The sequence below is a fragment of the Candidatus Nanosynbacter featherlites genome (genome assembly GCF_037013405.1).
GTDB classification, from domain to species: domain Bacteria; phylum Patescibacteriota; class Saccharimonadia; order Saccharimonadales; family Saccharimonadaceae; genus Nanosynbacter; species Nanosynbacter featherlites_B.
In genome coordinates, this window is the sequence record NZ_CP146064.1 from 92,215 (window position 1) to 117,317 (window position 25,103).

Below are 25,103 nucleotides of genomic sequence, written 5' to 3' on the forward strand. Positions count from 1 at the left end.
ATCATAGAAAGGTGGAAACTTTATGATCAACACACAAGATAAAAAAGGCTTTACGATCATAGAAGTGGTATTGGTTCTGGGTATCGCAGCACTGATATTCCTAATGGTCTTCATCGCTGTTCCAGTACTAAACCGTAACCAACGTGACACGGCTCGTAAAAACGACTTGAGCCTTGTTTCAACTGCAGTTACTAACTACTCCAATGCTAACCGTGGCGCGTGGCCAGGCACTGAGAAACTCCGATCATTTTTGGGCACAGATCTGTCAAAATACACCAACAAAGATCACGTGTCAGTTGACAGTAAAAAGAATTCAGTTACTGTTAGCGACACCGAAATTCAGGTTGTTACTGGCATGAAATGTGGTGAAAGCTCTAAGGAGAAACAGGAATTAGAACCTGGTACTTCACGGCAGTTTGCGGTCGTGGTACTGCTTGAAGGTGGCCCAACTCACTTCTGCCAAGACAGCGGTGCTTAAGAATCAGATCAATTATAGCAGCCTCGTCATCAACAGAGGCTGCTTTTTTTTACTATTTCTGCTACCATAAGAGGTATGGACAGTTGTATTATGATCATGATGACCGTAGGGATTGGATTGTTAGGGGCGGTCTTGGGTAGCTTTGCGGGGGCGCAAGTGTGGCGGTTGCGTGCCTGGCAACTGAAACAAGACAAGGCTGCTGGTGAAAAAATAGACGCTGCTGAATGGAAAAAGCTCAAGCCGCTCATTGGCAAAAAACTCAAAAAAGATCGTTCACAGTGTTTGTCGTGCCATCATGATTTAGCGTGGAAGGATCTGATACCAGTTTTCAGCTGGCTACGTTTTGGTGGTAAATGTCGGTACTGCAAAGCAAAAATTGGCTATACAGAAATTTTGTTAGAAATTGGCCTGGGAGCTTTGTTTGCGCTTTCGGTATGGTTTTGGCCAGAATCGCTTTCTGATCTAGGACTGTTACGGGCGATTGTATGGCTGTCAGCTTTGGTGCCATTAACAATATTGTTCGTTTACGATCTAAGATGGTCCATTTTGCCTGATATTGCCATGTGGCCATTCGTTGGGTTGGGCGGTATTTTTGTAGCTACGCAATTCATCACCTCTTCGGATAGCCTTGGTCTCTTTATGACACTCAGTGGAGCAGTAGCTATTTTAAGCGGCTTATATCTTGTGCTGTATGCCATTTCCAAAGGTGAGTGGATTGGGTTTGGGGACGTCAAGCTCGGTCTTGGTTTGGCATTATTCTTGGCTGATTGGAAGTTGGCGTTTTTATGCCTCTTCGCAGCTAATCTCCTCGGTACGCTGATGGTCCTGCCTGGGATGGTGCGAGGAACACTAGACCGTAAGGCTAAGGTGCCGTTTGGGCCGCTCTTGATAGTTGGATTTTTGCTGACATGGTTTATTGGTCCGGAAATTATCCGTGGATTGTTTCCACTGATATGATGGCTAAAGAAAACGCTTATGCTATACTAGAAGTATGCGACGACAGGGTGGCTTTACTGTAATTGAAGTAACAATGTTTCTAGCAATCTCCGGCACTATGGCGATTGCGTTGTTGGCTGGTATCGGCGTAGCCATTCAGCGCCAACAGTATCGCGACGCTGTCCAATCTTATGCCAATTTTTTAACGGAACAATACTCAAAGGTTATTAGTATAGAAAACGACCGACAGCCAACAGATCCGTGTCCCATTCCGGGGGCTAGCGTCAATGGCTATCGGGGGCAGTCGAACTGTGTGATTGTTGGGCGTTACATCATTGGCGAAGATCAGGGCAGGAGCTTCCGTGTGAAGCTAATCTATGCATTGCTTGGGGCTGACGGGAAAACCTGGTCATATCGATCGTCAAATAACAATGTCGCCGAATATCAAACCAACTGGAGTGTAAAAACAGCTCTTGCTGAGCCGTCTGGCGCCGGCTTGTCGGTTGCCATGGTTCGCAACCCTGCTACTGGAGAATTAGCGATACGCTCAGATTCACGCACCTATCCAGATGATAAAATTAATGAACTACTGACGAGTAGTGGCGACGTGACGTATGAGGTTTGTATATATGATGAAAAATGGTTCTCTCCAGAGCGTTTGTCAGTCTTTATTGGTGCGCGTGCTGGATCAAGTGAGGCATTGACAGTGAAGGGGGCGGGAGATGCATGTAAAGCGCTGTAGACATCAGGCTGGAGATACCCTGATTGAGGTCATGTTGGCGACTGCTGTTTTTAGTGCAGTTGCTGTTGGTTGTCTGACAGTGATGAACCGTGGACTATCCATAGCCCAGCAATCTCTTGAGTCGACACTGGTCCGTCAGCAAATTGATGCACAGGCAGAGATGCTCCGTTTTGTGCACAACAACTCTCATAAAGGGGATGTGACCATGGCTGAGCTGTGGAATAATCTGCCCAAAAAAGATGCGGCAAATGAGATGTTAAGCGTTGATACCTGCCCGGATCACTTTGGTGATGGTGAATTTGCATTGCGTTCACGCAGCGATTCGCTTGGTCGAGTGTCGACGTATATGCCAGCTCAAGTGTATGCCAAACAAGAGGGTGATGTTTCATACGGTATTTCTGTGCAATTGGTGCATGTCACCGGTGGATCTGCCTACGATGCGTATATTCAGGCTTGTTGGTACGCGCCAAGTCAGCCAAGGCCTGTGACGATAGGAACGATTGTGAGGTTATATGCACCAGAGAAGAGCTAATTCAGGATTTACCTTAGTAGAGCTGATGTTGGCGATGGCATTTGTATCAGTATTGCTATTGTCTGTTGCTATGGTCGCTGTTCAGGCTGGCAAAATATATAACCGCGGTACCGTCATGAAGACAGTTAATCAGTCGGGTAGAACGATTAGTGATGTCATTCGTCGAGACTTTCTACAGAGTAGCGCCACTAAGATTGTCAACTCAGCCAACCCAGTTATTTTAGTCCGTGAATCTGGGTCAGTTAGAAGCGGTCGTGTATGTTTGGGTCAATATTCCTACGTTTGGAACATGGCTTCCGCGATTGATGATCCAGTGATTCGCCGGAGTGGCAGTGGAGTTGTTCGCTCTAATGGTCAGGCTATTAACCTAGCGCGAATATTGGATGAAGATGCTGCGTTGTGTCAATCGACCTCAGGTTCATATCCGATGGACATCGAGCCAGAGCGAGTTACGCATTTGCTGCGGCCTATTGATGGCACTGATGTAGCCATTGCCGTGCATGATTTTACGGCGTCTCGCGTTACGTCAGCTAATAATTCAGAGGCGCTGTACAAAGTATCGTTCACACTGGGGACAAGTGCTGTTGCCGAGCTGCAGGACATGGCCTGTAAGCCACCAGAAGACAATGAGGCCAATTTCAATTTCTGTGCAATTAATAATTTTGAGATGATAGTGAGGACCAATGGATAAGAGAAAAGAATCGGGCGCAGCATCTTTGTTTGCAGTCATTTTTTCGGCAATGTTATTGACCATTCTAGCAGCTGGCTTTGTGAAATTAATGCTCAAAGATCAGCAGCAAGCCATCAATAACGACTTGTCGCAAAGTGCCTATGATGCCGCGCTGGCTGGTGTGGAAGACGCAAAACGCGTGATTCGTGCGTGTCAGAAGGGCAATGCTTCGGCATGTGATGCCCTGGAAAAGAAAGATTGCAACAGTGTTCGTCAATCATCGGTATTGGGAGGTGCTGGCAATGCGCAAGAAACCTTGGTCCAAACCAACAGTTCAAACGGTAGGAAATTCGATCAGGCGTATACCTGTCTGAAGGTTTCTATGGATACTGAAGATTTCTTGTATGTAGGAGCGGAAAATAAGGTGCAATTGGTGCCGTTGCGTGCTCGGGGAGCGTTCGATAAAGTGATAATCGAGTGGTTTAACAAAGAAGACAATGCCAATAAAAACGTGGCGTTAGCGGATGTTCACAATGGCGATATTGGTCTACCAGAAAAGGCTACTTGGAGTGCCCAAGCTCCAGCTGTTTTGCGTGCTCAGGTTATTACACCAGGCAATAATTTCACCATAGATAGCCTAGATTCTTCGTCGGCATCGCAGGCGGTCTTCTTGCGCCCTAACGGTATCGTTTCAGGGGTGCCAGCGGTAGAGAATGTAGTGCACAAGGGTTCATTACGCCGCGCTACTGATACGCCAACGACTCGCAACGAACCAACAGGGGTATTATGTTCTAAGGATTTTGCACATCCTCATGGTCATTCATGTAGAGCTATTATTGAGCTTGATGAGGTGAGCCCGGAAGCCAGCGCAAATGCCTTTCTAGCGATAAATCACCTCTACAAGGGCGCTAATGTGCGTGTATCTGTCATGAAAGGAACGGAGCAAGTTATGCTCTATGGTGCTCAGCCGGCGGTTGACTCGACAGGTCGAGCAAATAATCTGTTCCGTCGTGTAGAAGCGCGCCTCCGACTTGGTGAGGATATATGGTATCCAGCCGGATCTGTGGAAGTATTAAATAACTTGTGTAAGGATTTCTCACTTGCTGGCAATATCGTAGAAGGCGGAGCTTGCGACTCCTAAATCCTACTGAGAAGTATCGCTGTGAAAGCGTTCGTGTATGTCTTTTAAGTGTTGGTCAGTGACGTGCGTATACACCTGAGTAGTGGATATACTACTATGACCCAAGAGTGATTGAACTGAGCGTAAATCAGCGCCGTTCATTAACAAGTCCGTAGCAAAACTGTGTCTCATAGTGTGTGGGCTGACATGTTTAGTTATCCCCGCTAGGCGAGCATAGTGTGAGATCATTCGTTGAATACTGCGTGCAGATAAGCGACGATAATCGCCTGATGTGGTTGGCTTGGTTGATCGCCTACTGTAGTTGAGAAAAAGGGCAGGCAGGCTATCTTGACGAGCTTGTAGGTAATTTTCGACGTGTTCAGCGGCATGTTGTGAAACAAACACTGGTCGGTCTTTTTGGCCTTTTCCACGCACCATAAACTCTCGTCGTTTGAGGTTGATGTGGTCTCGATTGAGATTAACGAGCTCCGACACGCGCAGCCCGCTGGAAAAGAGTAGCTCGATGATTGCTCGGTCGCGCAAACCTTGCTCACTGTCTAGTGGTATATTGTCTATCAGATTAACCACCTCGTCGTATTGTAAAAAAGTCACCTGTTTGCGAACCGTCTTCGGCAAGATGATTTTGTCGGCAGATAATGAGGGGATATCACGCCGCGACAGATAGGTGAGAAAGCCACGCAGCGCAATCAAGTGGTAGCTCTGTGTTAAAATTGACAACTCTTTGCCATCGTTGTCATTTTTATAACGATTTAACCACAGGCGATAGCGCCGAATCATCTCTGATGTAATTTTTACTACTTCTATGTCGCCAGCAAATTCAATGAATCGTTCCAGATATAACGAATAGTTTCGGATGGTATTTTGGCTTCTACCGCCCTCTATCTCTAAATGCTCCAGGAAATCAGTTAGTGCCTCTGATACAAACATAAGCCTATTGTACGGGTATTTAGGCAGTTTATCAAATAATGGCTTTTTGCTATCATAAGACAAATACTAACGAAAGGAGCTACAATGGCAAGTAATGATGGAAAGGTTTTCTGTGGAGTTGAGCGAACACTGATTGTATTCAAACCAGACGCAGTCCAGCGGGGAATTGTGGGGGAAATTTTACAACGCTTTGAGCGAGTTGGTCTAAAGATTATTGGTGTCAAGATGGTATCTCCAGACAGGGAACATTATCAAAAACACTATGAGGGCATTGGCAAATTAGCAACTCGTCGTGGTGAAGAGACCCTCAATATTACACTAGATATGATGATGGATGGTCCAGTGATTGCCATGGTGCTCGAGGGTGTGGAAGCTGTAGCAGTGGTTCGTAAAATTGTTGGCCCAACCGAACCGAAATCTGCTGACATGGGTACAATCCGTGGTGACTACTCACACGTCAGCTTTGGTTATGCCGACTCATGCCGTAAGGGCATTCCAAACCTGATCCATGCCTCTGGCGACTCTGAAGAGGCCGTTCAAGAGATTGCCCACTGGTTTGAAGAGGCAGAATTGGTAAATTATACAACACTGAGTGAAAAATTTACTCGATAACACTGGTATATCCACAGAGTTACCGTGGTATAATAGTAATATGCCTCGGTAGCTCAACTGGATAGAGCAGATCCGTCCTAAGGATAAGGTTGTAGGTTCGACTCCTGCCCGGGGTACCATAGACTATGACAAAGAAGACTAAAACAGTTAAGGCTTTTGATGGCCAACGCGATGGCGAGGAGTTGTTGTTTGTCTTTCGTCGCCACATTATTGCCATGCGCAAAGGTTTCTATTGTCTGCTATTACCGATGACATTTGGTGCAGTGCCGTTTTTGATTTGGCAAAGTAACCTCGAACTGCTGTGGGTATTCTTTGGTAGCTTTATCTTTGGGCTATTGTTGTTTATTTATCATTTTCTCATGTGGTTTTTTACCTACTTCATCGTGACGGATCGGCGAATTCGCCAGGTTACGCAACGTGGGTTCTTTGGTAAGGATGTTGTAGAATTGCAACTACGAAAAATTCAAACTATCAGTTATAATATCCCAGGGTTCAGCGGCGAAATGTTCAAGTTTGGAACGATTATTATTCAAACATTTGTCGGTGATCTTGTGATTAAGAATGTGGAACACCCAAATAAAATTTACAACATGTTGCAAGATGCAGTAGAAATAGCGAATGAAAGGAATAGTCATGATCAAGAAAGCACTGAAGCGTAAGTCAGAAAAGTCGAAAAAAGTACCGACGCGTATCACTAACGATACGGTCGCTGAACATCGTGAGAAGATTCTGGCGGGTGGTCGTAAGCACAAGTACCCAATTCAATACACCAGGCACCGGTTGGTGTGGAACGCTATATTCATTGGACTTGGAACAGCAATCTTGATGACGGTGTTTGTGTGGGTTCAGCTTTACATTTGGCGTGACACAGGGGATGTCGCTTATCGCATCACGCGCACTGTACCACTGCCTGTGGCGTCCATCGAAGGTGCAACAGTTCGCTATAGTGACTATTTACGATACTACCGCAGTACATTAGCTTCCCTCGAGTCAGTCAATCGTCTGGGTGGTGATGATAAGGTGAAGTTTCAACGACAACAGTCCATGGACTTAGTTGTAAAAATTACATACGCAAAGAAAATTGCTCAAGAAAAGGGAATTACAGTATCAGATTCTGAGATTGATGCAGCGTTGCAACGGCATAAGCGCGGACTTTCTGATGCTTCGTATGATGCTGCCGTTCGTAAGACATTGGGATTGTCTCTCGCTGAGATGAAAGAAAACCTTCGAGATAGCCTCATCACTAGTAAAGTATCCTTTGCTGTTGATGACAAGGCAACCAACCTGGTTTCTGCTATAGATGGAGCCATAAAATCAGGTAAAAGCTTGGCAGATATTGCGACAGAACATGGTCAATCAGTGCAATATGTTGCCGACATGTCAGTTGGCAAGGATAATGCTGACGGCATCACTGAACAGGCTCTGAAAATTGAACCAGGAACCACTTCAGAAGCCAAGCAGACGGTTTCTGGTGACGGCTACTACTTTATTCGTGTTGATGAGCGAACTGATAGTTCTGTGAAGTATAGCTATATTCACGTGCCACTAACGGCATTTAAGGCTAAAGTTGATGCATTCAAGACTGAAAAGAAGGCTACCTACTACATTTCTCTTGATTGAAAAATAATTCACATCTGATATAATTATGCGGAGGAGTCTTGCCGCTGTAGCTCAGTTGGTAGAGCGGCGCTTTCGTAAAGCGTAGGTCACCGGTTCGAATCCGGTCAGCGGCTCCATTAGTAGTATGAAACAAGAAATAACGACGAGTATTAAGACTATTATGAGCGACCGCTGGTTGGCAGGTTTGATAATTTTTAACATCATTTTTGCCGTCATCGTCGTGATCGTTTTGGCGGCTCACATAAAACCGCGTGAAACACAGGTTATCACCCAATATAGTGCCTTTGGTATTACAAGTCTATATAGAGACTATTGGTACACACTGTGGTTTTATGCTTTGCTGGAAGTTGTTGCTATTCTGGGGCACAGTATTCTTGCAGTTAAACTAGTGAAGCTGGAGCGTCGTCATCTTGGCTTAGCTCTAGCCTGGGGAACTATTGGCTTTTCAGCCATCCTCTTATTGTTTGCATTACCAATATTACGAATTGCTTCATTTGGATAAATGATATGGATCTAGAAATACCTGTAGGCAAACGAAAACCATTCTACCGTTTTTTGGAGATGCTACCCGGAATGTTGAGCTATGGCGTCATCATTCTATTAATTTTGCTATCAATCTTTAATCCATTGCTAGCTTCTGTGTATCTATTGGTCTTGATATCCATGGCTCTCATAAAGATTTTTGGTATCAGCTATCATATGTTGGTTGGTCGTACAAACATGGAGAAAGCCTGTCGGGTGGACTGGTCTCGAAGGTTGCATGACCTTGAAGATCCAGCGGCTGCTCATGCCCGATTACTCTCTACAAAAAGTGAGAAGTTTGAACATACTATCCATCTGAAAAACCTACAAAGTATCATTGATGAACCGTCGGAATATCCTAAGCCCTCACAAATTTATAATGCAATCATTATGCCGGCATACAATGAGAGCATCGAAATTATTGAGCCCGCAGTTCAGTCGCTGCTTGATACCACGTATGATCTGTCGCACCTCATCGTTGTGTTTGCCTATGAAGAGCGCGGAGGTGCTGAAATTAAAAAAACCGCCGAGACACTACAAAAGAAATATAACGATGCGTTCCATTCGTTCCATATCGTTGAGCATCCAAAGGGGATAGAGCACGAGGTGATAGGTAAGGGTGGTAATATCACGCATGCAGGGCGTTGGCTAAAAAGTTACCTGGGCGACCTTGGGATAGCTTTCTCCCAGGTGCTGGTTACCACGATGGACTGTGATAACAAACCACACCCCACCTATTTTGATTACATCACCTATGAATACATTGTCTATAAAGATCGCAAGAACTTATCGTATCAGCCGATTGCATTGTTTACTAATAACATATGGGATGTGCCAGCACCTATGCGCGTGATCGCAACGGGCAACTCATTTTGGAATATTGTTAGTTCAATGCGCCCATATGCTTTAAGGAATTTTGCATCACATGCGCAACCGATGGATGCGCTAGTGGAAATGGATTTTTGGAGCGTCAGGACAATCGTTGAGGACGGGCACCAATATTGGCGTAGTTATTTCCATTTCGATGGTAAATACGGGGTAGTGCCAATATATGCACCAATTTACCAAGATGCGGTTTTGTCCGAAACGTACAAAAAGACACTAAAGGCACAGTTTGTTCAACTTCGTCGTTGGGCATATGGCGCCTCTGACGTTGCATATGTAGGGTCTCGGGTGTTCAGTTCTAAGCGCCGAGCACCGTTCTGGCCAAGTCTGACGCGTTTTTTGAGGTTATTGGACGGTCATGTCACATTAGCGTACGTAGCGCTTGTAACGGCCTTTGGAGCGTGGTTACCGCTTCTATTAAACCCAGAGGCAGTACGAAACATAGATGCTCACCAATTACCAGGTACGATTAGTTTATTGCAAACTATTGCGCTGCTTGGTATGGTAATCGCTATTTTTTCTTCATTTAAGATTTTACCTCCGCGCCCAGCACGCTATAAGAAGCGACGTACTTTCTTGATGTTGATACAGTGGATCTTGATGCCAGTTACGTCCATTCTGTATAGCTCCATGGCAGCGTATGCTGCTCAAACGAAGCTAATGACGGGACGATATCTAGATAAGTTTGATGTTACCGAGAAGCTAACCGTTGATATCAATGATCGATTGAAGGCAGAACGTAACCGGTTGAAGGGCGACCAGGACGGCGCTTCGAAATAAGCAATTTGTGCTGGGCGGCGTACTGTATGGCTGCCACAGGGTCGTATCTAGTGAGTACAGTGTGAACTTCTTTGGTGATACTATCTACTGGTATTGTTGCCATATTCTTAATGAGGAGATTTCTCTGAACAGTCTGTGCCAAGTGAAAGCTATCATATTTCGCTGAATGGTCATCGTGCTGAAGGCTCTTTGCGATGCTGAGCGTCAATCTACCGATATTGAATGGTTCCTCGGTTGTTTTTTTGACGACTGGTGTGTTATCAATTGAGGGATATTCATACGTAGTAAAAGTAGTGTGACAGTTGTCGCAAGATCTTCGCCGCCACAGCTGAGGGTACTTTTTATGCTTTCGTGAGTTTATCACACGAGTTTTGTTGTGAAAACAATTTATACATATCATGTATATATATTGACATAACGCTATTAAAAAATCTAGTGGAAAACCATAAGTGTGTAGTGGATAAAGAAATATCCCCAGAGTTATTACTGGGGATAGGGGTGAAATGGTCTCTGATGGTTATTTTACTTTCTCGTTCATCCTGCAGTAGTTAGCACGAACTTCCTTGATCTGCTTGTCATATTCAAAATGGATAGTGATTTTGCTGAGAAGTGACGTGTCTTGTTTTTTTGATGACGCGATCACGTTAGTAGTGGCACGATTACTCATATCTTACATATTAGCATAAACGGTTTAAAAAGTCAATAGAACAATTTCACAATCGATATATCATGGCGTGAATATGTAAATAAATAAAAAAACACCCATAAAGGTGCTTAGCATGGTGGGCGATATAGGATTCGAACCTATCACCTCAGCAACGTCAATGCTGCGCTCTAGCCAAATGAGCTAATCGCCCCCGCTTACTGATAGTATCAGAAATGCTCCAATCCTACAAGATATAGTGATTGTAGAGTGTTTAGGGATAGCAAAATAGCTTTTATTGAGAGAGTTGTCATTAGCTGGTATAATAACCGCAAGGTAGTGATGAAGACTAACCATCTTCGGAACCTCATGGAAGCGGTTGCGACGCATGCGTTTTGAATGAACGATAACAGTCGGAGCAAGAGAATCGCCAAGGTGGAACCGCCAGTTTTTCTGGCCCGAGGCATATAAATATCTATTTATTATTTAAGCCAAATGTATCCAGGACATTAAAGGAGGTTCTATGGGCGAAGATAAACTCTATGCAATGCGACACAGTCTAGCACACATCATGGCAACAGCCGTGCAGCAGTTATGGCCAGATGCTAAGTTTGGGGTTGGTCCGGTTGTTGAACACGGGTTTTATTATGATATTGATCTTGGCGAAACAAAGATTAGTGAGCAACAATTCAATAAAATTGAAAAGGTAATGCGCCGAATTATTGCCGAGAAGCAGGACTTTGTTTGCACAAAATGTCCAATTGACGAAGCGATTCAATGGGCCAAGGATAATCATCAGCCATACAAAGAAGAGCTTCTTAACGACCTGAAACGTGCCGGAACGACAGTGGCAAAAGATCTGGATGCCGCAGAAATGGGCACAATTACCGAAGGCGATAGTGCGCTTGATGAGGTCTCATTCTATACAAACGGATCGTTTAGGGACCTATGTCGCGGACCGCATGTTGCAAATACCAGTGAAGTTGGTGCGTTTAAATTAATGCGGGTTGCAGGCGCTTACTGGCGCGGTAATGAAAAAAATCCTCAAATGCAGCGACTATACGGCGTGGCATTTGCTACGCAGGAAGAGCTGGATGAATATTTGAAGAAATTAGAACTGGCCAAACAGCGTGATCACCGCAAGTTAGGCAAGGAGCTTGATTTGTACACCACCTCGCCGCTCGTGGGGGTTGGTTTGCCGTTATTTACGCCTCGTGGAACTATTCTGCGCGATATCGTGGCGCAGTATTCAAATCAATTACGCCAGAGATTTGGTTTTGAAAAAGTCTGGACGCCACATATCACCAAAAAGGATCTATATGAAACATCAGGCCATTGGGCCAAATTTGGTGAAGAGCTGTTTTTGGTTAAAAGTCAGGAAACTAGTGATGAAATGGCGCTAAAGCCGATGAATTGCCCACACCATACGCAAATTTTTGCTTCACAGCCGCGTAGTTACCGTGATATGCCGGTACGCTATTTGGAGACAACCACTGACTATCGTGACGAAAAAACTGGTGAACTGGGTGGTTTGAATCGTGTGCGTTCGTTGACCCAGGATGACAGTCATGTCTTTTGTCGTCCAGACCAGATTGAGCAAGAGATCAATAATTTATTGTCTGCTGCACGAGAACTGTACGATACCATTGATATGAAGCTGCGAGTTCGACTGAGTTATCGTGATGATTCTGATGCATATTTGGGCGAGCGTGAGCTATGGGCTTCTGCACAAAACCAGTTGAAATCAGCAGTTGAAAAAGTTGGTCTGGACTATTTTGAACAGGAAGGTGAGGCTGCTTTTTACGGACCAAAAATTGACTTCATGGCAACCGATGCTATCGGTCGTGAACACCAAGTTGCGACAGTACAATTAGACTTTGTGCAGCCGCAACGGTTTGGCTTGGAGTATACAGAGAGTGATGGTAATTTTACAACACCTGTGATGATTCACTGCGCATTGCTGGGTTCAATCGAACGATTCTTGAGCGTATTTATCGAGCACACAGGTGGTTGGTTTCCATTTTGGGCGGCACCAGAACAGGTGCGTATTTTGACGATCAATGACACTGTTATGGACTATGTTGATGAAATAACAACGATTTTATCAGGGGTTACTTTGATGCAACCAGTAAAATATAATGAAGTCAGATTTACAACAGACATTCGAAATGAATCAATTGGCAAGAAGGTTCGTGAAGCAACTGTTGTAAAAATACCAATACAGATTATTGTTGGCCCAAGAGATAAAGCGGCACGTGCCGTTAGTGTGCGTACTCGTAAGGGCGAAGAACAAATTTCGATTGATCAATTGGCTAGCTATATCCAGAACATACAATAACCAATGAAATAGCCAAGTAACTTGGAGTAATATATTGAACAAACTATCAGCGATGAGCTTGCGCAATAAAGTTTATGAATTGATGGCGCAATTACCAAATGACAAAGTCACTACCTATGGAGACTTAGCCGCCATGGCTGGGCATCCATATGCAGCGCGTATCGTTGGAGGTATCGCCCATAATGGGGTTTTGGATTTACCATGGCATCGCTTGGTTAATGCTAAGGGTGGATTAGCTGTCGGTTTTCCTGGTGGTCAAGGGGCACAAAAACAATTGCTTGAACAAGATGGGATTTTTTGTGATGCACGGTGGCGAATAATTGATTTTGAGGAGCGGCGATGGAAGCCAATAAGCTAGAGCAAACAGCGCCTCTGATTGTTATTACCGGTCCGACGGCGAGCGGCAAAACGTCCCTGGCTATAAAATTAGCAAAAAAGTTTGGCGGCGAGATTATATGTGCAGACAGCAGGACAGTGTACCGCGACATGGACATAGGAACTGCCAAGCCAACCCCCATGGAGATGCAAGGCGTAGCTCATTGGGGGCTTGATTTAGTGGAACCAGGGCAGCTTTTCTCGGCTGCTGATTTTAAGGAGTATGCAACAAAAAAGATTGCAGAAATTCGCGACCGTGGCAACATACCATTTCTGGTTGGGGGCACCGGATTATATATAGATGGGGTTATTTTTAATTTTAGTTTTGCGAATAGGAGCGATGAAAGGTATCGTCAGAGGCTAGAATATATGAGCATAGAAGACCTACATAAGTATTGTGTTGATAACAACATGTCTTTGCCGGAGAATAAATATAATAAACGCTATGTCGTTCGGGCCATCGAACGAAGTGCTCAAACTGTAGTAAAAAATGCATCAATACAAGAGAATACTATTGTTGTAGGAATAGCAACAGAAAAAAATAAACTGGCTAACAGGGTTGCTCAAAGGGTTGAACAACTATTGACCAATAATGTTGTAGATGAGGCAACATACTTGGGCAGTAAGTATGACTGGTGTAGTGAGGCGATGACGGGCAATGTCTATCCTATAATACGTCAATATATATGTAGTAAAATTGACTACGCTGAAATGATACAGAGGATGGTTGTTAGTGATCGGCAATTAGCTAAACGCCAAATGACTTGGTTGAGACGCAACCCCTATATTGTGTGGTGTGACCTATATTCAGCTGAACACTATTTATCACAGATACTGGCTCACCTAGGCAATCCGTGATACAATTATTGTGCAATGATTGATTCATTATTTGGTTCAAAAACAAGAGTAAAGCTGTTGCATTTATTCTTAAATAATCCCGGAAAATCATTCTACGTGCGAGAGATTACGCGTCTTATTGATGAGCAGATTAATTCCGTGAGGCGTGAATTAGCCAATATGATGAATGTCGGTATTATTGTGTCTGATAATGCTGACAATAAGCTGTACTATGCAGTCAATCAACAGTATCAATATTTTGAGGCTTTATCTATGATATTTGCTGACAGCTCACCTAAAGCAAAAGAGCCAAAAGCCGTCGCAAAAGACACAACTTGGTTAGCTAAAGTGGGTCAACTCTCTGGTTTGCGGCTTGCCATAGCAGCAGGAACGTTGGTTAGAGGTTCTGCTAGTAGAGTAGATTTATTGGTTGTGGGTGAGATCGTACAATCTCAGTTGGAAAAATTGATGGATAAAGCCGAAAAACTAGAAAAGAAGAGCCTTAACTATGCCGTGTTATCATATGATGACTTCTATTATCGGTTGAGCGTTCGTGATAGGTTTGTGACTGATATTTTGAGTGGTAAGCATTCAGTGTTAGTTGATGTAGATAGAATATTAAAATAAGGAGATAATATGTTTGACATAGAGTATAAGGGTGCTAATGCTGTTATTTTTACAACAAAAAATGTAAAAGTTATGTTTGATCCAAAACTGTCATTGGTCGGCAAGAAGGATTTATCTGTTGAGGATGTGGTCGAGGTACTCACTGAAGACCGATTCGCATCAACAGTAGGTAATCCTCGCGTACAATTTGATGGCCCTGGTGAATATGAGGTGGCAGACGTCGGGTTGGCTGGTTTTCCTGCTCAACGACACATCGATGCAGAAGGGAGTAATAGTACGATCTATAAACTTCTGATAGGCGGGGTGAGAATAGCTGTCCTGGGGAACATTGACCCAAAGTTGAGTGAGGAACAATTGGAGCAAATTGGAGTTACTGATATCGTTGTACTGCCTGTCGGTGGCGGAGGATACACTCTGGATGCTACGGCAGCAGCAGTAATTGTTAAGCAAATTGATCCTCGAGTTGTTATACCGGTTCATTATTCAGATCCAGAATTAGCGTATGAGGTACCACAGGATGTATTAGATACATTCTTAAAAGAAGTAGGTGCTTCTGGTATAGATGCTGGCACTAAATGGAAAGTTAAGTCCACGGAAGCTCTACCTGAGCAATTAACAGTGGTTAAGATAGATCGTAGCTAGTTCAGCTAAAGAAAATCCTCCATGATGGAGGATTTTTTTATTTAGCTTTTGCTGTACTCTGTAAAATTCCTTTTTTGCGAAGAGTACGAATTGCTTTGGTGCTAAGTACCATTGTGATTTTTTGGCCACCGACCGTAAAGGTCTTTTTTTGTAGATTCGGCTTAAAGACTCGCTTTGTACGTCGCAGTGAGAAGCTCACGTTATGGCCGTACTGCTTGCCTTTGCCGGTTAGTTCGCATCGTGATGCCATTTCCAACCTCTCTCATTTATTAAACAATCCCTAATATTGTAACGGTATATCACAAAATAGTCAAGATGGTATAATAAAATATATGAACTTTACAGCCGTGATAATTACATTGTTAGTGATTCTGGTATCAATGACTATTCATGAGGCGATGCATGCTTTTATGGGGTATTTCTTGGGTGATCAAACCGCCAAGGCAGAGGGAAGACTATCGCTCAATCCTATAAGACATATCGACCCTCTTCTCACCATCCTGCTACCATTAATATTGTTGATGTTAGGTGCTCCGGTGTTTGGTGGAGCCAAACCAGTACCATTTAATCCACATAAGGTGCGATTTGGGGAATGGGGTGTCGCTTTGGTGGCGATTGTCGGACCCCTAACTAACCTAGTGTTGGCTTTTACTTTTTTTGGTATTGGCGTAAGTTTAGGCTTTGTAGACAAATTTGGTTTTTCGCCATCGTTGATCGGCGTCACGCTTCAGACTTTTGTATTTGTCAATCTGGGCTTTTTTGCTTTCAATATGATCCCTATACCACCGCTTGACGGATCTAGAGTGCTCTATGCATTGGCTCCGGACTTTGTGAGAGGTTTTATGAGACAGGTCGAACAATATGGGCTTGTCATCATCATGGCTCTTGTCATGGTCGGTTCGTCATTTATATCTTTGTTTATGAATTGGTTGATTGTACACACACTTCAGGTATTTATTTTGATTTTTAGTGTATAATATAAGTAGTCCCTTGAGTCTATGGGCGCATATGATTTTCCTAACATCATATGATAGGGAGCTTTATATGATATATCACCGTGGTGATATGTTGCGAGCACCCACCTTGCGTTATGCGGGGAATATCAAGCGTTCATGGCTCGGGGGCTTTTTGTTTGCATATTTTTAATTGGGCTTGGTGGGTAGACGAATAATTACAGAGCATATATAATCAGATGCAGCAGTTCACTAGGCAATCGCTTGACTTCTGTCAAGAGGAAAGTCCGGGCAACAAAGGACACGACAGTCGCTAACGGCGACCGGGGGTGACCCTAGGGAAAGTGCCACAGAAACAAAACTACCCATAGTTATGGGAAAAGGTGAAACGAGTAAGGTAAGAGCTTACAGCTTGCTATGGTGACATAGCAAGGAGGTAAACCCTGTCGGTTGCAAGGAGATCCACATTTCGGGTGTCCACCTGTAGATCGAGAACCGCTTGATTCATTTGGCAACAAATGAACTAGATAGATGATTGCCCACGACAGAACCCGGCTTATCGGTGGACTGTATAGTAAAAATCCTCCATCAATAGGAGGATTTTTACTATATTATTTGTAAGTTGTGACCTATTTTGTAGCTGCTTGAACGATTTTTTTGAATGCTACAGGATCATTTACCGCTATCTCTGCTAATATTTTGCGGTTTACCTCAATATTATTAGCCTTCATGCCAGCGATCAACTTGCCGTAGGTAGTACCTTCTTGGCGAGCAGCTGCATTAATACGTGTAATCCACAGCGCTCGTAGATCGCGTTTTTTATTGCGACGATCGCGATAAGCATATTGCAGAGCGCGAATAACACCTTGTTTTGCTAGACGAAAACTGCGCGTACGGTTATGCTGCATTCCTTTAGCAGCTTTAAGTATCTTTTTATGCTTTGCATGTGCTGAAACACCTCGTTTTACTCGCATACTCCTACACTCCCATTGCTCGACGAGCGTTCTTGGCCATAGAGCCCTTTACGGTTGCTGTTGTGTTAATGGCACGTTTACGGCTCTTAGACTTCTTGGCTAAGAGGTGACCGCCAAATGCACGTTGGCGGGTTAGTTTGCCGGTACTGGTTAGCTTGATGCGCTTAGCAGTGCCCTTGTGGGTCTTTAGTTTTGGCATTACTTACTCCTTATTACTACGCTCAGATTGCGACCTGCCATCTGAGGTTTTTGTTCTACGATTGCGACTTCTTCAAGTAGAGTGGTGATTTTTTCAATCAATTCGTAACCGATCTCTTTGTGCGCCATTTCGCGGCCCTTGTACATCACCTGGATACGAACTTTGTGTCCTTCCTCTAGGAATTTACGGACTTTACGCAGTTTTACTTCCAAGTCGCCTTGGCTTATCTTGAGACCGAAACGCATTTGTTTCAGGTCGCTGGCTTTAGCTAGTTTGCGATTACGTTGCTGGTCCTTCATCTTCTGGTACTGGTATTTGCCCCAGTTGACGATTTTGGCCACAGGTGGATTAGCGTTGGGTGATATTTCCACGAGATCTAGTCCCGCTTCTTCTGCCGCTGCTAGTGCCTCACGGAGTGACATCACTCCTAGCTGCTCACCATCTGAACCAATAACGCGTAGTTCGCGAGCACGGATAGCTCCGTTGGTACGAATTGTTTTATTAATCGTTAGCTCTCCTTTATAAAGTGAATCGTTAGATTAATTCCAAAATCAATTCTAACAGATGAGAGCGTGTATTTCAAGGATCTATGAATGTTGAATTTGCCGGTATTGCAAGCTTTCGGCGATGTGGGGCGTATCAACTGTGTCGGAAGCTTCCAAATCGGCGATGGTTCGAGCTACCTTTATAACTTTAAAGTAGCTTCGCGTGCTAAGATCCAAGCTTTTCGCTGCTTTAATGAGAAGGTTTTTTGCCTCAGGAGATAGGCGAGCATAGCGGTCGATCTCAGAGCTTTTTAATGATCCGTTGTGCTTTTTACTACTATTGAAACGCTGTTGCTGAAAATGTAATGCCTGTTGTATGCTCTCTGTTATTTTCAACTGTTGTGAATTATTAAACGGCTTATTCTGTAGGAGTATTTCATGGTTCACGCGATTGACAGTTACTGTCATATCTATGCGATCAAGGAGCGGCCCTGACAATCGTTTTTGGTAGTTAAGGATTTGAGAAGATGTACAAGTACAATTTTTCTCAGCATCTCCGTAATATCCGCAAGGACAAGGATTCATAGTGGCAACTAGTAAAAAACTGGCAGGGTATTTGTATTTTTGGTTAGCACGACTGATGGTTATGGTATGGTCTTCCATGGGTTGGCGTAACGCTTCTAAGACCGATCGTGGATACTCTAAGATTTCGTCCAAGAATAGGACTCCATTGTGCGCTAAACTTATTTCTCCTGGTCGGGCTTTAGGGCCTCCTCCTATGATAGAAGCTCTACTCGCTGTATGGTGCGGTGCGCGGAATGGCCTAGATGAGACTATGCTGTCTGCTAAGTCTGGATTGCTTATACTGTGTAGTTTAGTGACATCTATTATTTCTTGACCCCTTAAAGGAGGCAATAGACTCGCTAAAGCCTTTGCTAGCATACTTTTGCCAGACCCAGGGGGTCCTGAAAATAGTAAATTATGTCTTCCTGCTACTGCAATACTAATGGCTCGTTTAGCTTGCTCTTGTCCGATGATCGTGTCTATTGGAGTGTCTGTCACCTCTGTAACATCAGATGTAGTTTTTTTAACAGCAGGTGGTATCAGGCATTCTTTTTTCAGATGTAGGAATAATTGGCGCAGGCTTTTGATAGGGATAACGGTGATGTTCTTTAATAGGAGAGCCTGTTCTGTATTTTCAGCTGGAATGTAAATAGTCGTAATGTTGTTTCTCTCAGCAGCTTCGGCAATGGTAATTGCTGATTGGATGGGTCTGATGGAACCATCCAAAGCTAGCTCTCCAGCAAAGAGCGCGTTGCTAACGGATTCTTGCGAGAGGAGATTATTCAGTTGTAATATTGACAATGCAATTGGCAGATCAAACTGGGTACCATCTTTTGGTAGTTCAGCTGGCGCCAGGTTGATGACAATTTTGCCCTTTGGAAACTCAAGTAGAGAGTTCTTGATAGCACTTCGGACTCGGTCCTTTGCTTCGTCGATCGCCTTATTCCCTAAGCCAACAATTTGGATACTCGGTAGTCCTTTTGATAGATCCCCCTCAATTTCAATTAATTGACCTTGAAACCCACATGGTGTTGCAGAGAGTATCTTACTTACCGTCATATATGTACAGTTAACCATAATTTATTTGGTTTTTAAAGGTGGGGTGGTATACTGTATATGATTGTGGGGCTGAAATAGCGTTCGACAGTTGGACTTTATCAAAATATTCTGCAAACCGAACATGCACGATACGCATATTGTTAGATGCAAAAAACTTTGCAAGCAAAGTAGCTAGCCTATTCAAGGCTCCAACCTTTGCGCCAGCTGTAGCTTAATCTATAGCCGTCTCTTCGTATAGGCAACATGATACGATTTGAGGTGTCAGAATTTATGTTGCTCGCTATGTATTTGGAAGTGGCAAATACATGGGACTTTTGCCACGTAACAAGCTCGGTTTTTGGGTTCGTTTATTATCCAAGCTGTGTTATAAAAATGTAAATGATCCTATGTTTGTAGACGAATATTTATGATACCAACTGGACCCGGGGGCAGTACCCGGCAGCTCCACCAAACAGCTCAACTAACATCAGCCATTAGGCTGATTTTTTGTTATGAAAAACTTTCATATAAGAAAACAACCACCTGCGAGTAGTGGTCGTTTTCAAAAAGTGGAGTTTTTGATGATCTGTTTATTTTTGGCTTCCATTATTAGTTTGTACAACTTTTTTATTCAGAAGCTACCCCTATAATAATCCATGAAAACGGTTATGTCAACATGTTTACTAAAGATTTAATGAGTAAAAAAAACTACACCTGATTGTAGGGCAAGAACAGCTATTTTTAACTCTCAAGCAGTCCTTAGTGATGCTAGGTTGCTACCAACCGCGTAGTCCTTCTGCTTGCTATATTTATACGGTATGTGGAGGAGGGCGATAGACCATGCAATACAGGTAATAACGCCGCCCTCCTTAACGAGAGACGGACTGCTGAGGTTTTGGTAGTGGCAATAACATGATTTAAAAATCTACCACAAAGATGAAGGATGTTGTTAATAGTGACTGATATTGTATGCGCGTATGTCTGCACCCAGTGGACAATAATTATATATTTGTAACATATTGAGTAGTATGCTTTTGTTTAAGTAATTCTAAAGAAATTATTAGATAAGTCGTAGCGTATTTACTAGCCATTGCTACTGTATGAGCTGTGATCTAATTGGCATAGACAAAGAATTTTCTTGGCAGATATAAGCCTGGTGAATTATTATTGTTGTAATATTCACTGTATGGTCACTGTCCTTAGAATATTGATTTTACAGATGATTGTATGGTAAATATTATTAATTTATGTGATTATTACAACAAATTTCTTGGAAATATACTTGATTTATTTCGCAATAGATGCTAATATGTGTACATAAGCTTTTGAAAAACAAACAAAGCAAAAAAGTACATTAAAATAATTAATTCTAGAATATCACTTAGCGCTAAATATTACTTTGGTGTAGGGAACGGCTGCAACATGAAGCTGAAAAGCACATAGTCTATATATGATTATTGTATTTTAGTCATGGTGCCGCCGATGCTCCACTAAAGTTATTTGTGATTATTCGCAAGTTACAAATAGTATAGGTGTTGAGCGCGCGTGGATAGTACACACACATCCAGTTTATCCTTATCTTTGCAAGGTATTGGTAATGAGAGTACTGGATGTGTGGAAGGAACTTCACGCAAGGACATGCTCCTTACATAAGGAGCGGTCAGTCGCCTTGAGCGATGACGACGAACTCGCAATGCCCGCGCCCTAATAGTTGTTTTGAAGCGGCGGATGGAGCGTTTGTAGTTCAACTTCTGTTATCGCTCGGGCTCTTTTGGGCTATGCGCTCGTGTATAATATGTGATATGAAGCAGAAGATCGCTATTACAATTGGCTGCGTTGCAACCCTAACGGTATTATTGATTATAAATATGACTACCCCATCTGGCATAGGTCCTTTTGGGGTTCTTTTGTTTTTATTTTCCCTATATGTGGCACTAACTAGCGCTTTATATATTTTGCTGAGATTTTTATTTTCTATATTACATGTGCCAAAGCCTAGAGATGGTAGTAAAAATCGACAGGATATAAAATTGTATTATTTCTCCAGCGTGCTTGCTTTGGCTCCAGTTATATTGCTAGGAATTCAATCTATTGGCGGCATAAAGCTTTTTGATATCTGTCTCGTTGTCATCTTTGAAGTGATTGCTTGTTTGTACGTATATAAGAGGTTCTAACATGGTCTTTTCGTGTACACCATGATATAATTTGAGTATGAATCCTGAGACGACGCCAGTAATACCGAGGACAGAATCAGCGCCTGTAGCTCCTGATGTAGAGCGTCAATATGATAATCAAGAAAAAAGTTTTGAACAGTATGAGGCACAGTCCATTGAGCAGGGGAAGCAATTACCTGCTACGCCGGCGTTGCCTGTTGTTGACATAGCAAACTTGGCACAGCCTACTCCTCAGGATCCTGCTAGTGTTCAGACACCGCAGACGGATGATGATGCAGTTATGGCAGGAGTTCCTTCTATAGCAGGGGATGATGATTTGATTGAGAAAGAGTGGGTTGATAAGCTAAAGAGCTTAATTGCTCTAACAGAGGGGAATCCTCATGAACGAGCGCGGGTTATTGCTCAGCTGCAAGCAGATTATTTGAAGAAACGATATAATAAGACTCTTGGTCAGTCTAATGAGTAGGATGGATTAATGGGTGGAGTTCTCATCTTAGGATTACTGGTATTAGGGATTATAGCTGTTGGAACATCAGTAATTTTTATACTGTACCGTAATGCTATGCGTGAAGCAAAGAATTATGAGCGCGGCCTAAAAATGGTGCCTTTGTTGATACATTTGCCTCCGACCAGTGAGGATATAGATAATGGTAGCCGTGACCAGCGTGACCTCAATGAGGAGGTCATCTCTCAGGCACAGGTTATGTATAATATTATATCCAGCACCGCTACCAAAGGCTTTAAGAGTAAGTTTTATGGTCAGCGTCATATATCTCTTGAGATTGTCGCTACTGGTGGTTTAGTCCACTATTATGCAGTGGTGCCTGTGGTGCTGATCGACGTTATTCGCCAAGCTATCATAGCAGCTTATCCATCAGCACGATTGGAGGAGATGAGCGAAGTGAATATTTTTAGTGAGATTGGTCGCACTTCTGGCATGATAGGCGGTGAATTCACCTTGCGCAAGTCTTTCATTTATCCAATAGCGACGTATCAAGAATCAAAGCGTGATGCATCGCGGGCATTGCTTAATGCACTTTCGTCTGCATCGAAAGACGATGGAATTGGTATACAATTTCTCATCAGGCCAGCATATGACGGCTGGGCTAAAGCCTCTGAGCTTCACATTGACAATTTGCGAAAACATAAAAAGAAAAAGACGGGTATTGGTGCACTTATAGCCCCGAAGGATATTTTGGAAGCGTTGTGGAAACCACCACAAGAAAATGATGAAAAGCAAAAAGAAGAAGAAAATAAGCCGTTGAGTTCGCTTGAGCAGGCAGAAGTTGATGCCGTCAGTGAAAAGACTAGGTATCCGGCCTATGAAGTTTTGATTCGTGTTGTGGTCTCTTCTAATACTGCAGCAAGGTCTCAATCTCTACTGAAGAATATTATTGCCGCTTTTGCGTTGTTTGATTCACCACGAAATAATGGATTTAAGTTCTCAGTTACGCGCAATATAGAGGAAATTACAACAGCATACATAATGAGGTTTTTTCCACAACAGATAAAATATAACATCTTGAATAGTGTAGAAATGGCAACGTTGTTTCATTTACCTGGCTCCTCGTCGATACCAACATCTCAGGTTAAACGTCAGATGTCCAAGCAGGTTGATGGTCCTACAGATGTTTTGGACGAAGGCCTGTTGATTGGTTATAACGAATTTCGTGGAGTTAAAAAACCTATTCGCATCGGAACAAAAGACCGTCGTCGTCACGTTTATATCATTGGTCAAACTGGTGTCGGTAAGTCTGTCTTGCAGGAGAATATGGCATATCAAGACATGATGGATGGTCGAGGCTTTGCGTTTATTGACCCGCACGGAGACTTGGTAGAGTCTCTTCTTGGTAAGGTGCCAAAAGAGCGTGTTGAAGATATTATATATTTTAATCCAGCCGACATGACAAACCCTATTGGTTTGAATATGTTTGAGTTTGATACACCAGACCAGAAAGACTTTTTAGTACAGGAAGCAATTAATATGCTGTATGGGTTGTATGACCCGGGACATACGGGAATCGTTGGTCCTCGTTTGGAGCACATTTTCCGTAACTGTGCGTTGTTATTGATGTCTGATCCCGCGGGCGGAACGTTTATCGATATACCAAAATGTCTCATAGACCCAGAATTTGTGAAGAGTAAACTGAAATATGTTACCGACCCGCAAGTGATTGATTTCTGGACAAAGGAGTTTCCAGCGTCACAGCGATCTAATGAAGCTGGTGAAGTTGTGTCTTGGGTTGTCGCAAAGTTTGGTCCATTTATCTCTAACGATGCAATGCGCAACATCATTGGGCAAACGAAGTCTGGATTTAACTTGCGGGAGATAATGGATAACAATAAGATCCTATTGGTTAATCTTTCCAAGGGTAAGATGGGAGAGCTGAACTCCAAGCTGCTCGGTATTATCTTTGTGATGAAGTTTCAGGCTGCAGCGATGGCTCGAGCCGATACCCCGGAGGACCAGCGAGTTGATTTTTCATTGTATGTTGACGAGTTTCAGAACTTTGCTACAGATAGCTTTGAGTCTATCTTGTCTGAGGCTCGTAAATATAAGCTAAGCCTTATCATGGGTAACCAGTTCATGACCCAGTTGACGGATAAGATACGTGAAGCAATCATTGGTAACGTCGGTACGGTGATTTCTGGGCGTATTGGCGTGACGGACGCTGAGTTGATGGTCAAGAAATTTCAGCCGGTCTTTGATGTGGATGATTTGTCTAAGTTGCCAAACTTCCAATCAATTACCTCAGTGATGATCAACAATGTTCCATCGGCGCCGTTTAGTATGAACTGGATACCACCGATGGGGCAGGAGAACTCTCAGCTGCGGGATGCGCTAGTGAGGCTATCTTCTGCGAAATATGGCAGGCCGCGTGCTGTTGTGGAGAAGGAAATATTTGAGCGGCTAGGCAGGGCAAATACAAAGACACAAGCTACTTCACCTAAACCTACTGCACTACGAGAAAATAAATCTTTCCTAGACGAGTGGTTGTCGAAGCGTAAGCAGATAGGCGGTGCGCAGCCAGTACCAACACAAAAAGCCTCTGGCGCGTTATCTCCTGCAACGCCAGTGACGATACCGACACCAATGTCTACTGCTAGTTCAGGTCCTAACATGCAGAGTTTGAGTAGTGGTCAGATGGGCGGCTTGTCACGGTCGCCTCAGGATAATCCTGGTACTCCTGTAGATATACCGACAACACCTCCGATTGCCAATGCTATGCCGTCTTCAGATACTGCTAATAAAGAGAATTTATCTATCCAAGAAAGAATGCAACAAGAGCTAGACTCGGCGCAACCAAAGCCGTCTAACAACAGGCTTGACCTCAGGGATGGTAATCAGGACTCGGACAGGGAAATATCAATAAAATTGCGATAAATTTAGAATAAGAGGTCTAAGATT

The 25,103-nt window shown here is 43.4% G+C and carries 28 protein-coding genes, 3 tRNA genes and 2 other RNA genes; 24 read left to right on the top strand and 9 right to left on the bottom strand.

Features of this window, described 5'->3' with window-relative positions; all coding sequences use genetic code 11:
* Positions 1 to 22: 22 nt before the first annotated feature.
* The 6 genes from V4210_RS00460 (at position 23) to V4210_RS00485 (ending at position 4,499) form a co-directional block, all read left to right on the top strand.
* Positions 23 to 478 carry a type II secretion system protein gene (locus tag V4210_RS00460; RefSeq protein WP_338520905.1) on the top strand — a complete coding sequence of 152 codons (456 nt, stop codon included), beginning with the start codon at positions 23 to 25 and terminating at the stop codon, positions 476 to 478.
* Positions 479 to 553: 75 nt separating this feature from the next.
* Positions 554 to 1,435: a prepilin peptidase gene (locus V4210_RS00465; RefSeq protein ID WP_338520906.1), complete on the top strand. Its 882-nt coding sequence runs from the start codon at positions 554 to 556 to the stop codon at positions 1,433 to 1,435.
* A 34-nt stretch (positions 1,436 to 1,469) separates the two neighbouring features.
* On the top strand, positions 1,470 to 2,156 hold the full coding sequence (locus V4210_RS00470) for a type II secretion system protein (RefSeq protein ID WP_338520907.1): 687 nt from the start codon (positions 1,470 to 1,472) through the stop codon (positions 2,154 to 2,156).
* Positions 2,137 to 2,688: a type IV pilus modification PilV family protein gene (locus tag V4210_RS00475; protein ID WP_338520908.1), complete on the top strand. Its 552-nt coding sequence runs from the start codon at positions 2,137 to 2,139 to the stop codon at positions 2,686 to 2,688. The genes V4210_RS00470 and V4210_RS00475 overlap by 20 nt, the downstream gene beginning before the upstream one ends.
* Positions 2,669 to 3,379, top strand: a complete 711-nt coding sequence (locus V4210_RS00480; protein WP_338520909.1) for a PilW family protein — start codon at positions 2,669 to 2,671, stop codon at positions 3,377 to 3,379. Before V4210_RS00475 ends, V4210_RS00480 begins: the two co-directional genes overlap by 20 nt.
* The gene (locus tag V4210_RS00485; RefSeq protein WP_338520910.1) at positions 3,372 to 4,499 is read left to right on the top strand and encodes a hypothetical protein; all 1,128 of its coding nucleotides are present in this window, start codon (positions 3,372 to 3,374) and stop codon (positions 4,497 to 4,499) included. The genes V4210_RS00480 and V4210_RS00485 overlap by 8 nt, the downstream gene beginning before the upstream one ends.
* Positions 4,500 to 4,502: 3 nt before the next feature.
* Here the strand turns inward: V4210_RS00485 and xerA are convergent, their stop codons facing one another.
* Positions 4,503 to 5,426, bottom strand: coding sequence for a site-specific tyrosine recombinase/integron integrase (xerA, locus tag V4210_RS00490; protein WP_338520911.1), 924 nt, complete (start codon positions 5,424 to 5,426; stop codon positions 4,503 to 4,505).
* A gap of 84 nt (positions 5,427 to 5,510) precedes the next feature.
* Here xerA and V4210_RS00495 point away from each other — a divergent pair, with 84 nt between their 5' ends.
* The 7 genes from V4210_RS00495 (at position 5,511) to V4210_RS00525 (ending at position 9,845) form a co-directional block, all read left to right on the top strand.
* Positions 5,511 to 6,038: a nucleoside-diphosphate kinase gene (locus V4210_RS00495; protein ID WP_338520912.1), complete on the top strand. Its 528-nt coding sequence runs from the start codon at positions 5,511 to 5,513 to the stop codon at positions 6,036 to 6,038.
* A gap of 42 nt (positions 6,039 to 6,080) precedes the next feature.
* Positions 6,081 to 6,157, top strand: a tRNA-Arg gene (locus V4210_RS00500).
* Positions 6,158 to 6,163: 6 nt separating this feature from the next.
* Positions 6,164 to 6,697: a PH domain-containing protein gene (locus V4210_RS00505; protein WP_338520913.1), complete on the top strand. Its 534-nt coding sequence runs from the start codon at positions 6,164 to 6,166 to the stop codon at positions 6,695 to 6,697.
* A complete protein-coding gene (locus tag V4210_RS00510) occupies positions 6,657 to 7,658 on the top strand; it encodes a SurA N-terminal domain-containing protein (RefSeq protein WP_338520914.1) in 1,002 nt (333 codons plus the stop codon). Before V4210_RS00505 ends, V4210_RS00510 begins: the two co-directional genes overlap by 41 nt.
* Positions 7,659 to 7,698: 40 nt before the next feature.
* Positions 7,699 to 7,774 (top strand) — tRNA-Thr (locus tag V4210_RS00515).
* 8 nt (positions 7,775 to 7,782) lie between these two features.
* A complete protein-coding gene (locus tag V4210_RS00520) occupies positions 7,783 to 8,160 on the top strand; it encodes a hypothetical protein (protein WP_338520915.1) in 378 nt (125 codons plus the stop codon).
* Between the two features lie 5 nt (positions 8,161 to 8,165).
* Complete coding sequence (locus V4210_RS00525) at positions 8,166 to 9,845, top strand: glycosyltransferase (protein WP_338520916.1); 1,680 nt, start codon at positions 8,166 to 8,168, stop codon at positions 9,843 to 9,845.
* On the opposite strand, the gene V4210_RS04345 is transcribed toward V4210_RS00525, so the two are convergent.
* The 3 genes from V4210_RS04345 to V4210_RS00535 all read right to left on the bottom strand — a co-directional run bounded on the left by V4210_RS04345 (position 9,781) and on the right by V4210_RS00535 (position 10,702).
* Entirely contained in the window at positions 9,781 to 10,245 is a 465-nt protein-coding gene (locus tag V4210_RS04345; RefSeq protein WP_411912121.1) for a hypothetical protein, read from the bottom strand. The two genes, V4210_RS00525 and V4210_RS04345, sit on opposite strands and share 65 nt — an antisense overlap.
* A 117-nt stretch (positions 10,246 to 10,362) precedes the next feature.
* Positions 10,363 to 10,512, bottom strand: a complete 150-nt coding sequence (locus V4210_RS00530) for a hypothetical protein (RefSeq protein ID WP_338520917.1) — start codon at positions 10,510 to 10,512, stop codon at positions 10,363 to 10,365.
* A 113-nt stretch (positions 10,513 to 10,625) separates the two neighbouring features.
* Positions 10,626 to 10,702: transfer RNA gene (locus V4210_RS00535), tRNA-Val, on the bottom strand.
* 309 nt (positions 10,703 to 11,011) lie between these two features.
* On the opposite strand from V4210_RS00535, the gene thrS reads away from it, so the two are divergent.
* Genes thrS through V4210_RS00560 form a run of 5 tightly spaced genes read left to right on the top strand, consistent with a single transcriptional unit; the run spans position 11,012 to position 15,307 of the window.
* Positions 11,012 to 12,826, top strand: coding sequence for a threonine--tRNA ligase (thrS, locus tag V4210_RS00540; protein ID WP_338520918.1), 1,815 nt, complete (start codon positions 11,012 to 11,014; stop codon positions 12,824 to 12,826).
* A 52-nt stretch (positions 12,827 to 12,878) separates the two neighbouring features.
* Entirely contained in the window at positions 12,879 to 13,184 is a 306-nt protein-coding gene (locus tag V4210_RS00545; RefSeq protein WP_338520919.1) for an MGMT family protein, read from the top strand.
* Positions 13,166 to 14,059, top strand: a complete 894-nt coding sequence (miaA, locus tag V4210_RS00550; RefSeq protein ID WP_338520920.1) for a tRNA (adenosine(37)-N6)-dimethylallyltransferase MiaA — start codon at positions 13,166 to 13,168, stop codon at positions 14,057 to 14,059. Before V4210_RS00545 ends, miaA begins: the two co-directional genes overlap by 19 nt.
* Before the next feature lie 15 nt (positions 14,060 to 14,074).
* Positions 14,075 to 14,665: a hypothetical protein gene (locus tag V4210_RS00555; protein ID WP_338520921.1), complete on the top strand. Its 591-nt coding sequence runs from the start codon at positions 14,075 to 14,077 to the stop codon at positions 14,663 to 14,665.
* A gap of 9 nt (positions 14,666 to 14,674) precedes the next feature.
* Complete coding sequence (locus tag V4210_RS00560; RefSeq protein ID WP_338520922.1) at positions 14,675 to 15,307, top strand: MBL fold metallo-hydrolase; 633 nt, start codon at positions 14,675 to 14,677, stop codon at positions 15,305 to 15,307.
* Positions 15,308 to 15,344: 37 nt separating this feature from the next.
* Here V4210_RS00560 and rpmB read toward each other — a convergent pair whose 3' ends face one another.
* Positions 15,345 to 15,557 (bottom strand): 50S ribosomal protein L28, encoded by a 213-nt coding sequence (rpmB, locus tag V4210_RS00565; protein ID WP_338520923.1) that lies wholly within the window; start codon positions 15,555 to 15,557, stop codon positions 15,345 to 15,347.
* Positions 15,558 to 15,639: 82 nt separating this feature from the next.
* Between rpmB and V4210_RS00570 the strand changes: the two genes are divergently transcribed.
* Positions 15,640 to 16,284 (top strand): site-2 protease family protein, encoded by a 645-nt coding sequence (locus tag V4210_RS00570; RefSeq protein ID WP_338520924.1) that lies wholly within the window; start codon positions 15,640 to 15,642, stop codon positions 16,282 to 16,284.
* A gap of 220 nt (positions 16,285 to 16,504) precedes the next feature.
* Positions 16,505 to 16,835: RNase P RNA component class A (gene rnpB, locus V4210_RS00575), an RNA gene on the top strand.
* Positions 16,836 to 16,889: 54 nt separating this feature from the next.
* Here rnpB and rplT read toward each other — a convergent pair.
* The 4 genes from rplT to V4210_RS00595 all read right to left on the bottom strand — a co-directional run bounded on the left by rplT (position 16,890) and on the right by V4210_RS00595 (position 19,541).
* Positions 16,890 to 17,234, bottom strand: coding sequence for a 50S ribosomal protein L20 (rplT, locus tag V4210_RS00580; protein ID WP_338520925.1), 345 nt, complete (start codon positions 17,232 to 17,234; stop codon positions 16,890 to 16,892).
* 4 nt (positions 17,235 to 17,238) lie between these two features.
* Complete coding sequence (gene rpmI, locus V4210_RS00585; protein WP_138078474.1) at positions 17,239 to 17,433, bottom strand: 50S ribosomal protein L35; 195 nt, start codon at positions 17,431 to 17,433, stop codon at positions 17,239 to 17,241.
* Complete coding sequence (gene infC / locus V4210_RS00590) at positions 17,433 to 17,939, bottom strand: translation initiation factor IF-3 (protein ID WP_338521237.1); 507 nt, start codon at positions 17,937 to 17,939, stop codon at positions 17,433 to 17,435. The genes rpmI and infC overlap by 1 nt, the downstream gene beginning before the upstream one ends.
* 81 nt (positions 17,940 to 18,020) lie before the next feature.
* On the bottom strand, positions 18,021 to 19,541 hold the full coding sequence (locus V4210_RS00595) for a YifB family Mg chelatase-like AAA ATPase (protein ID WP_338520926.1): 1,521 nt from the start codon (positions 19,539 to 19,541) through the stop codon (positions 18,021 to 18,023).
* A 65-nt stretch (positions 19,542 to 19,606) separates the two neighbouring features.
* On the opposite strand from V4210_RS00595, the gene ssrA reads away from it, so the two are divergent.
* The 4 genes from ssrA to V4210_RS00615 all read left to right on the top strand — a co-directional run bounded on the left by ssrA (position 19,607) and on the right by V4210_RS00615 (position 25,079).
* Positions 19,607 to 19,991: a transfer-messenger RNA gene (gene ssrA, locus V4210_RS00600) on the top strand.
* A 1,331-nt stretch (positions 19,992 to 21,322) separates the two neighbouring features.
* A complete protein-coding gene (locus V4210_RS00605) occupies positions 21,323 to 21,694 on the top strand; it encodes a hypothetical protein (RefSeq protein WP_338520927.1) in 372 nt (123 codons plus the stop codon).
* 37 nt (positions 21,695 to 21,731) lie between these two features.
* Positions 21,732 to 22,160, top strand: a complete 429-nt coding sequence (locus V4210_RS00610; protein WP_338520928.1) for a hypothetical protein — start codon at positions 21,732 to 21,734, stop codon at positions 22,158 to 22,160.
* 96 nt (positions 22,161 to 22,256) lie between these two features.
* Positions 22,257 to 25,079, top strand: coding sequence for a type IV secretory system conjugative DNA transfer family protein (locus V4210_RS00615; RefSeq protein ID WP_338520929.1), 2,823 nt, complete (start codon positions 22,257 to 22,259; stop codon positions 25,077 to 25,079).
* Positions 25,080 to 25,103 lie beyond the last annotated feature (24 nt).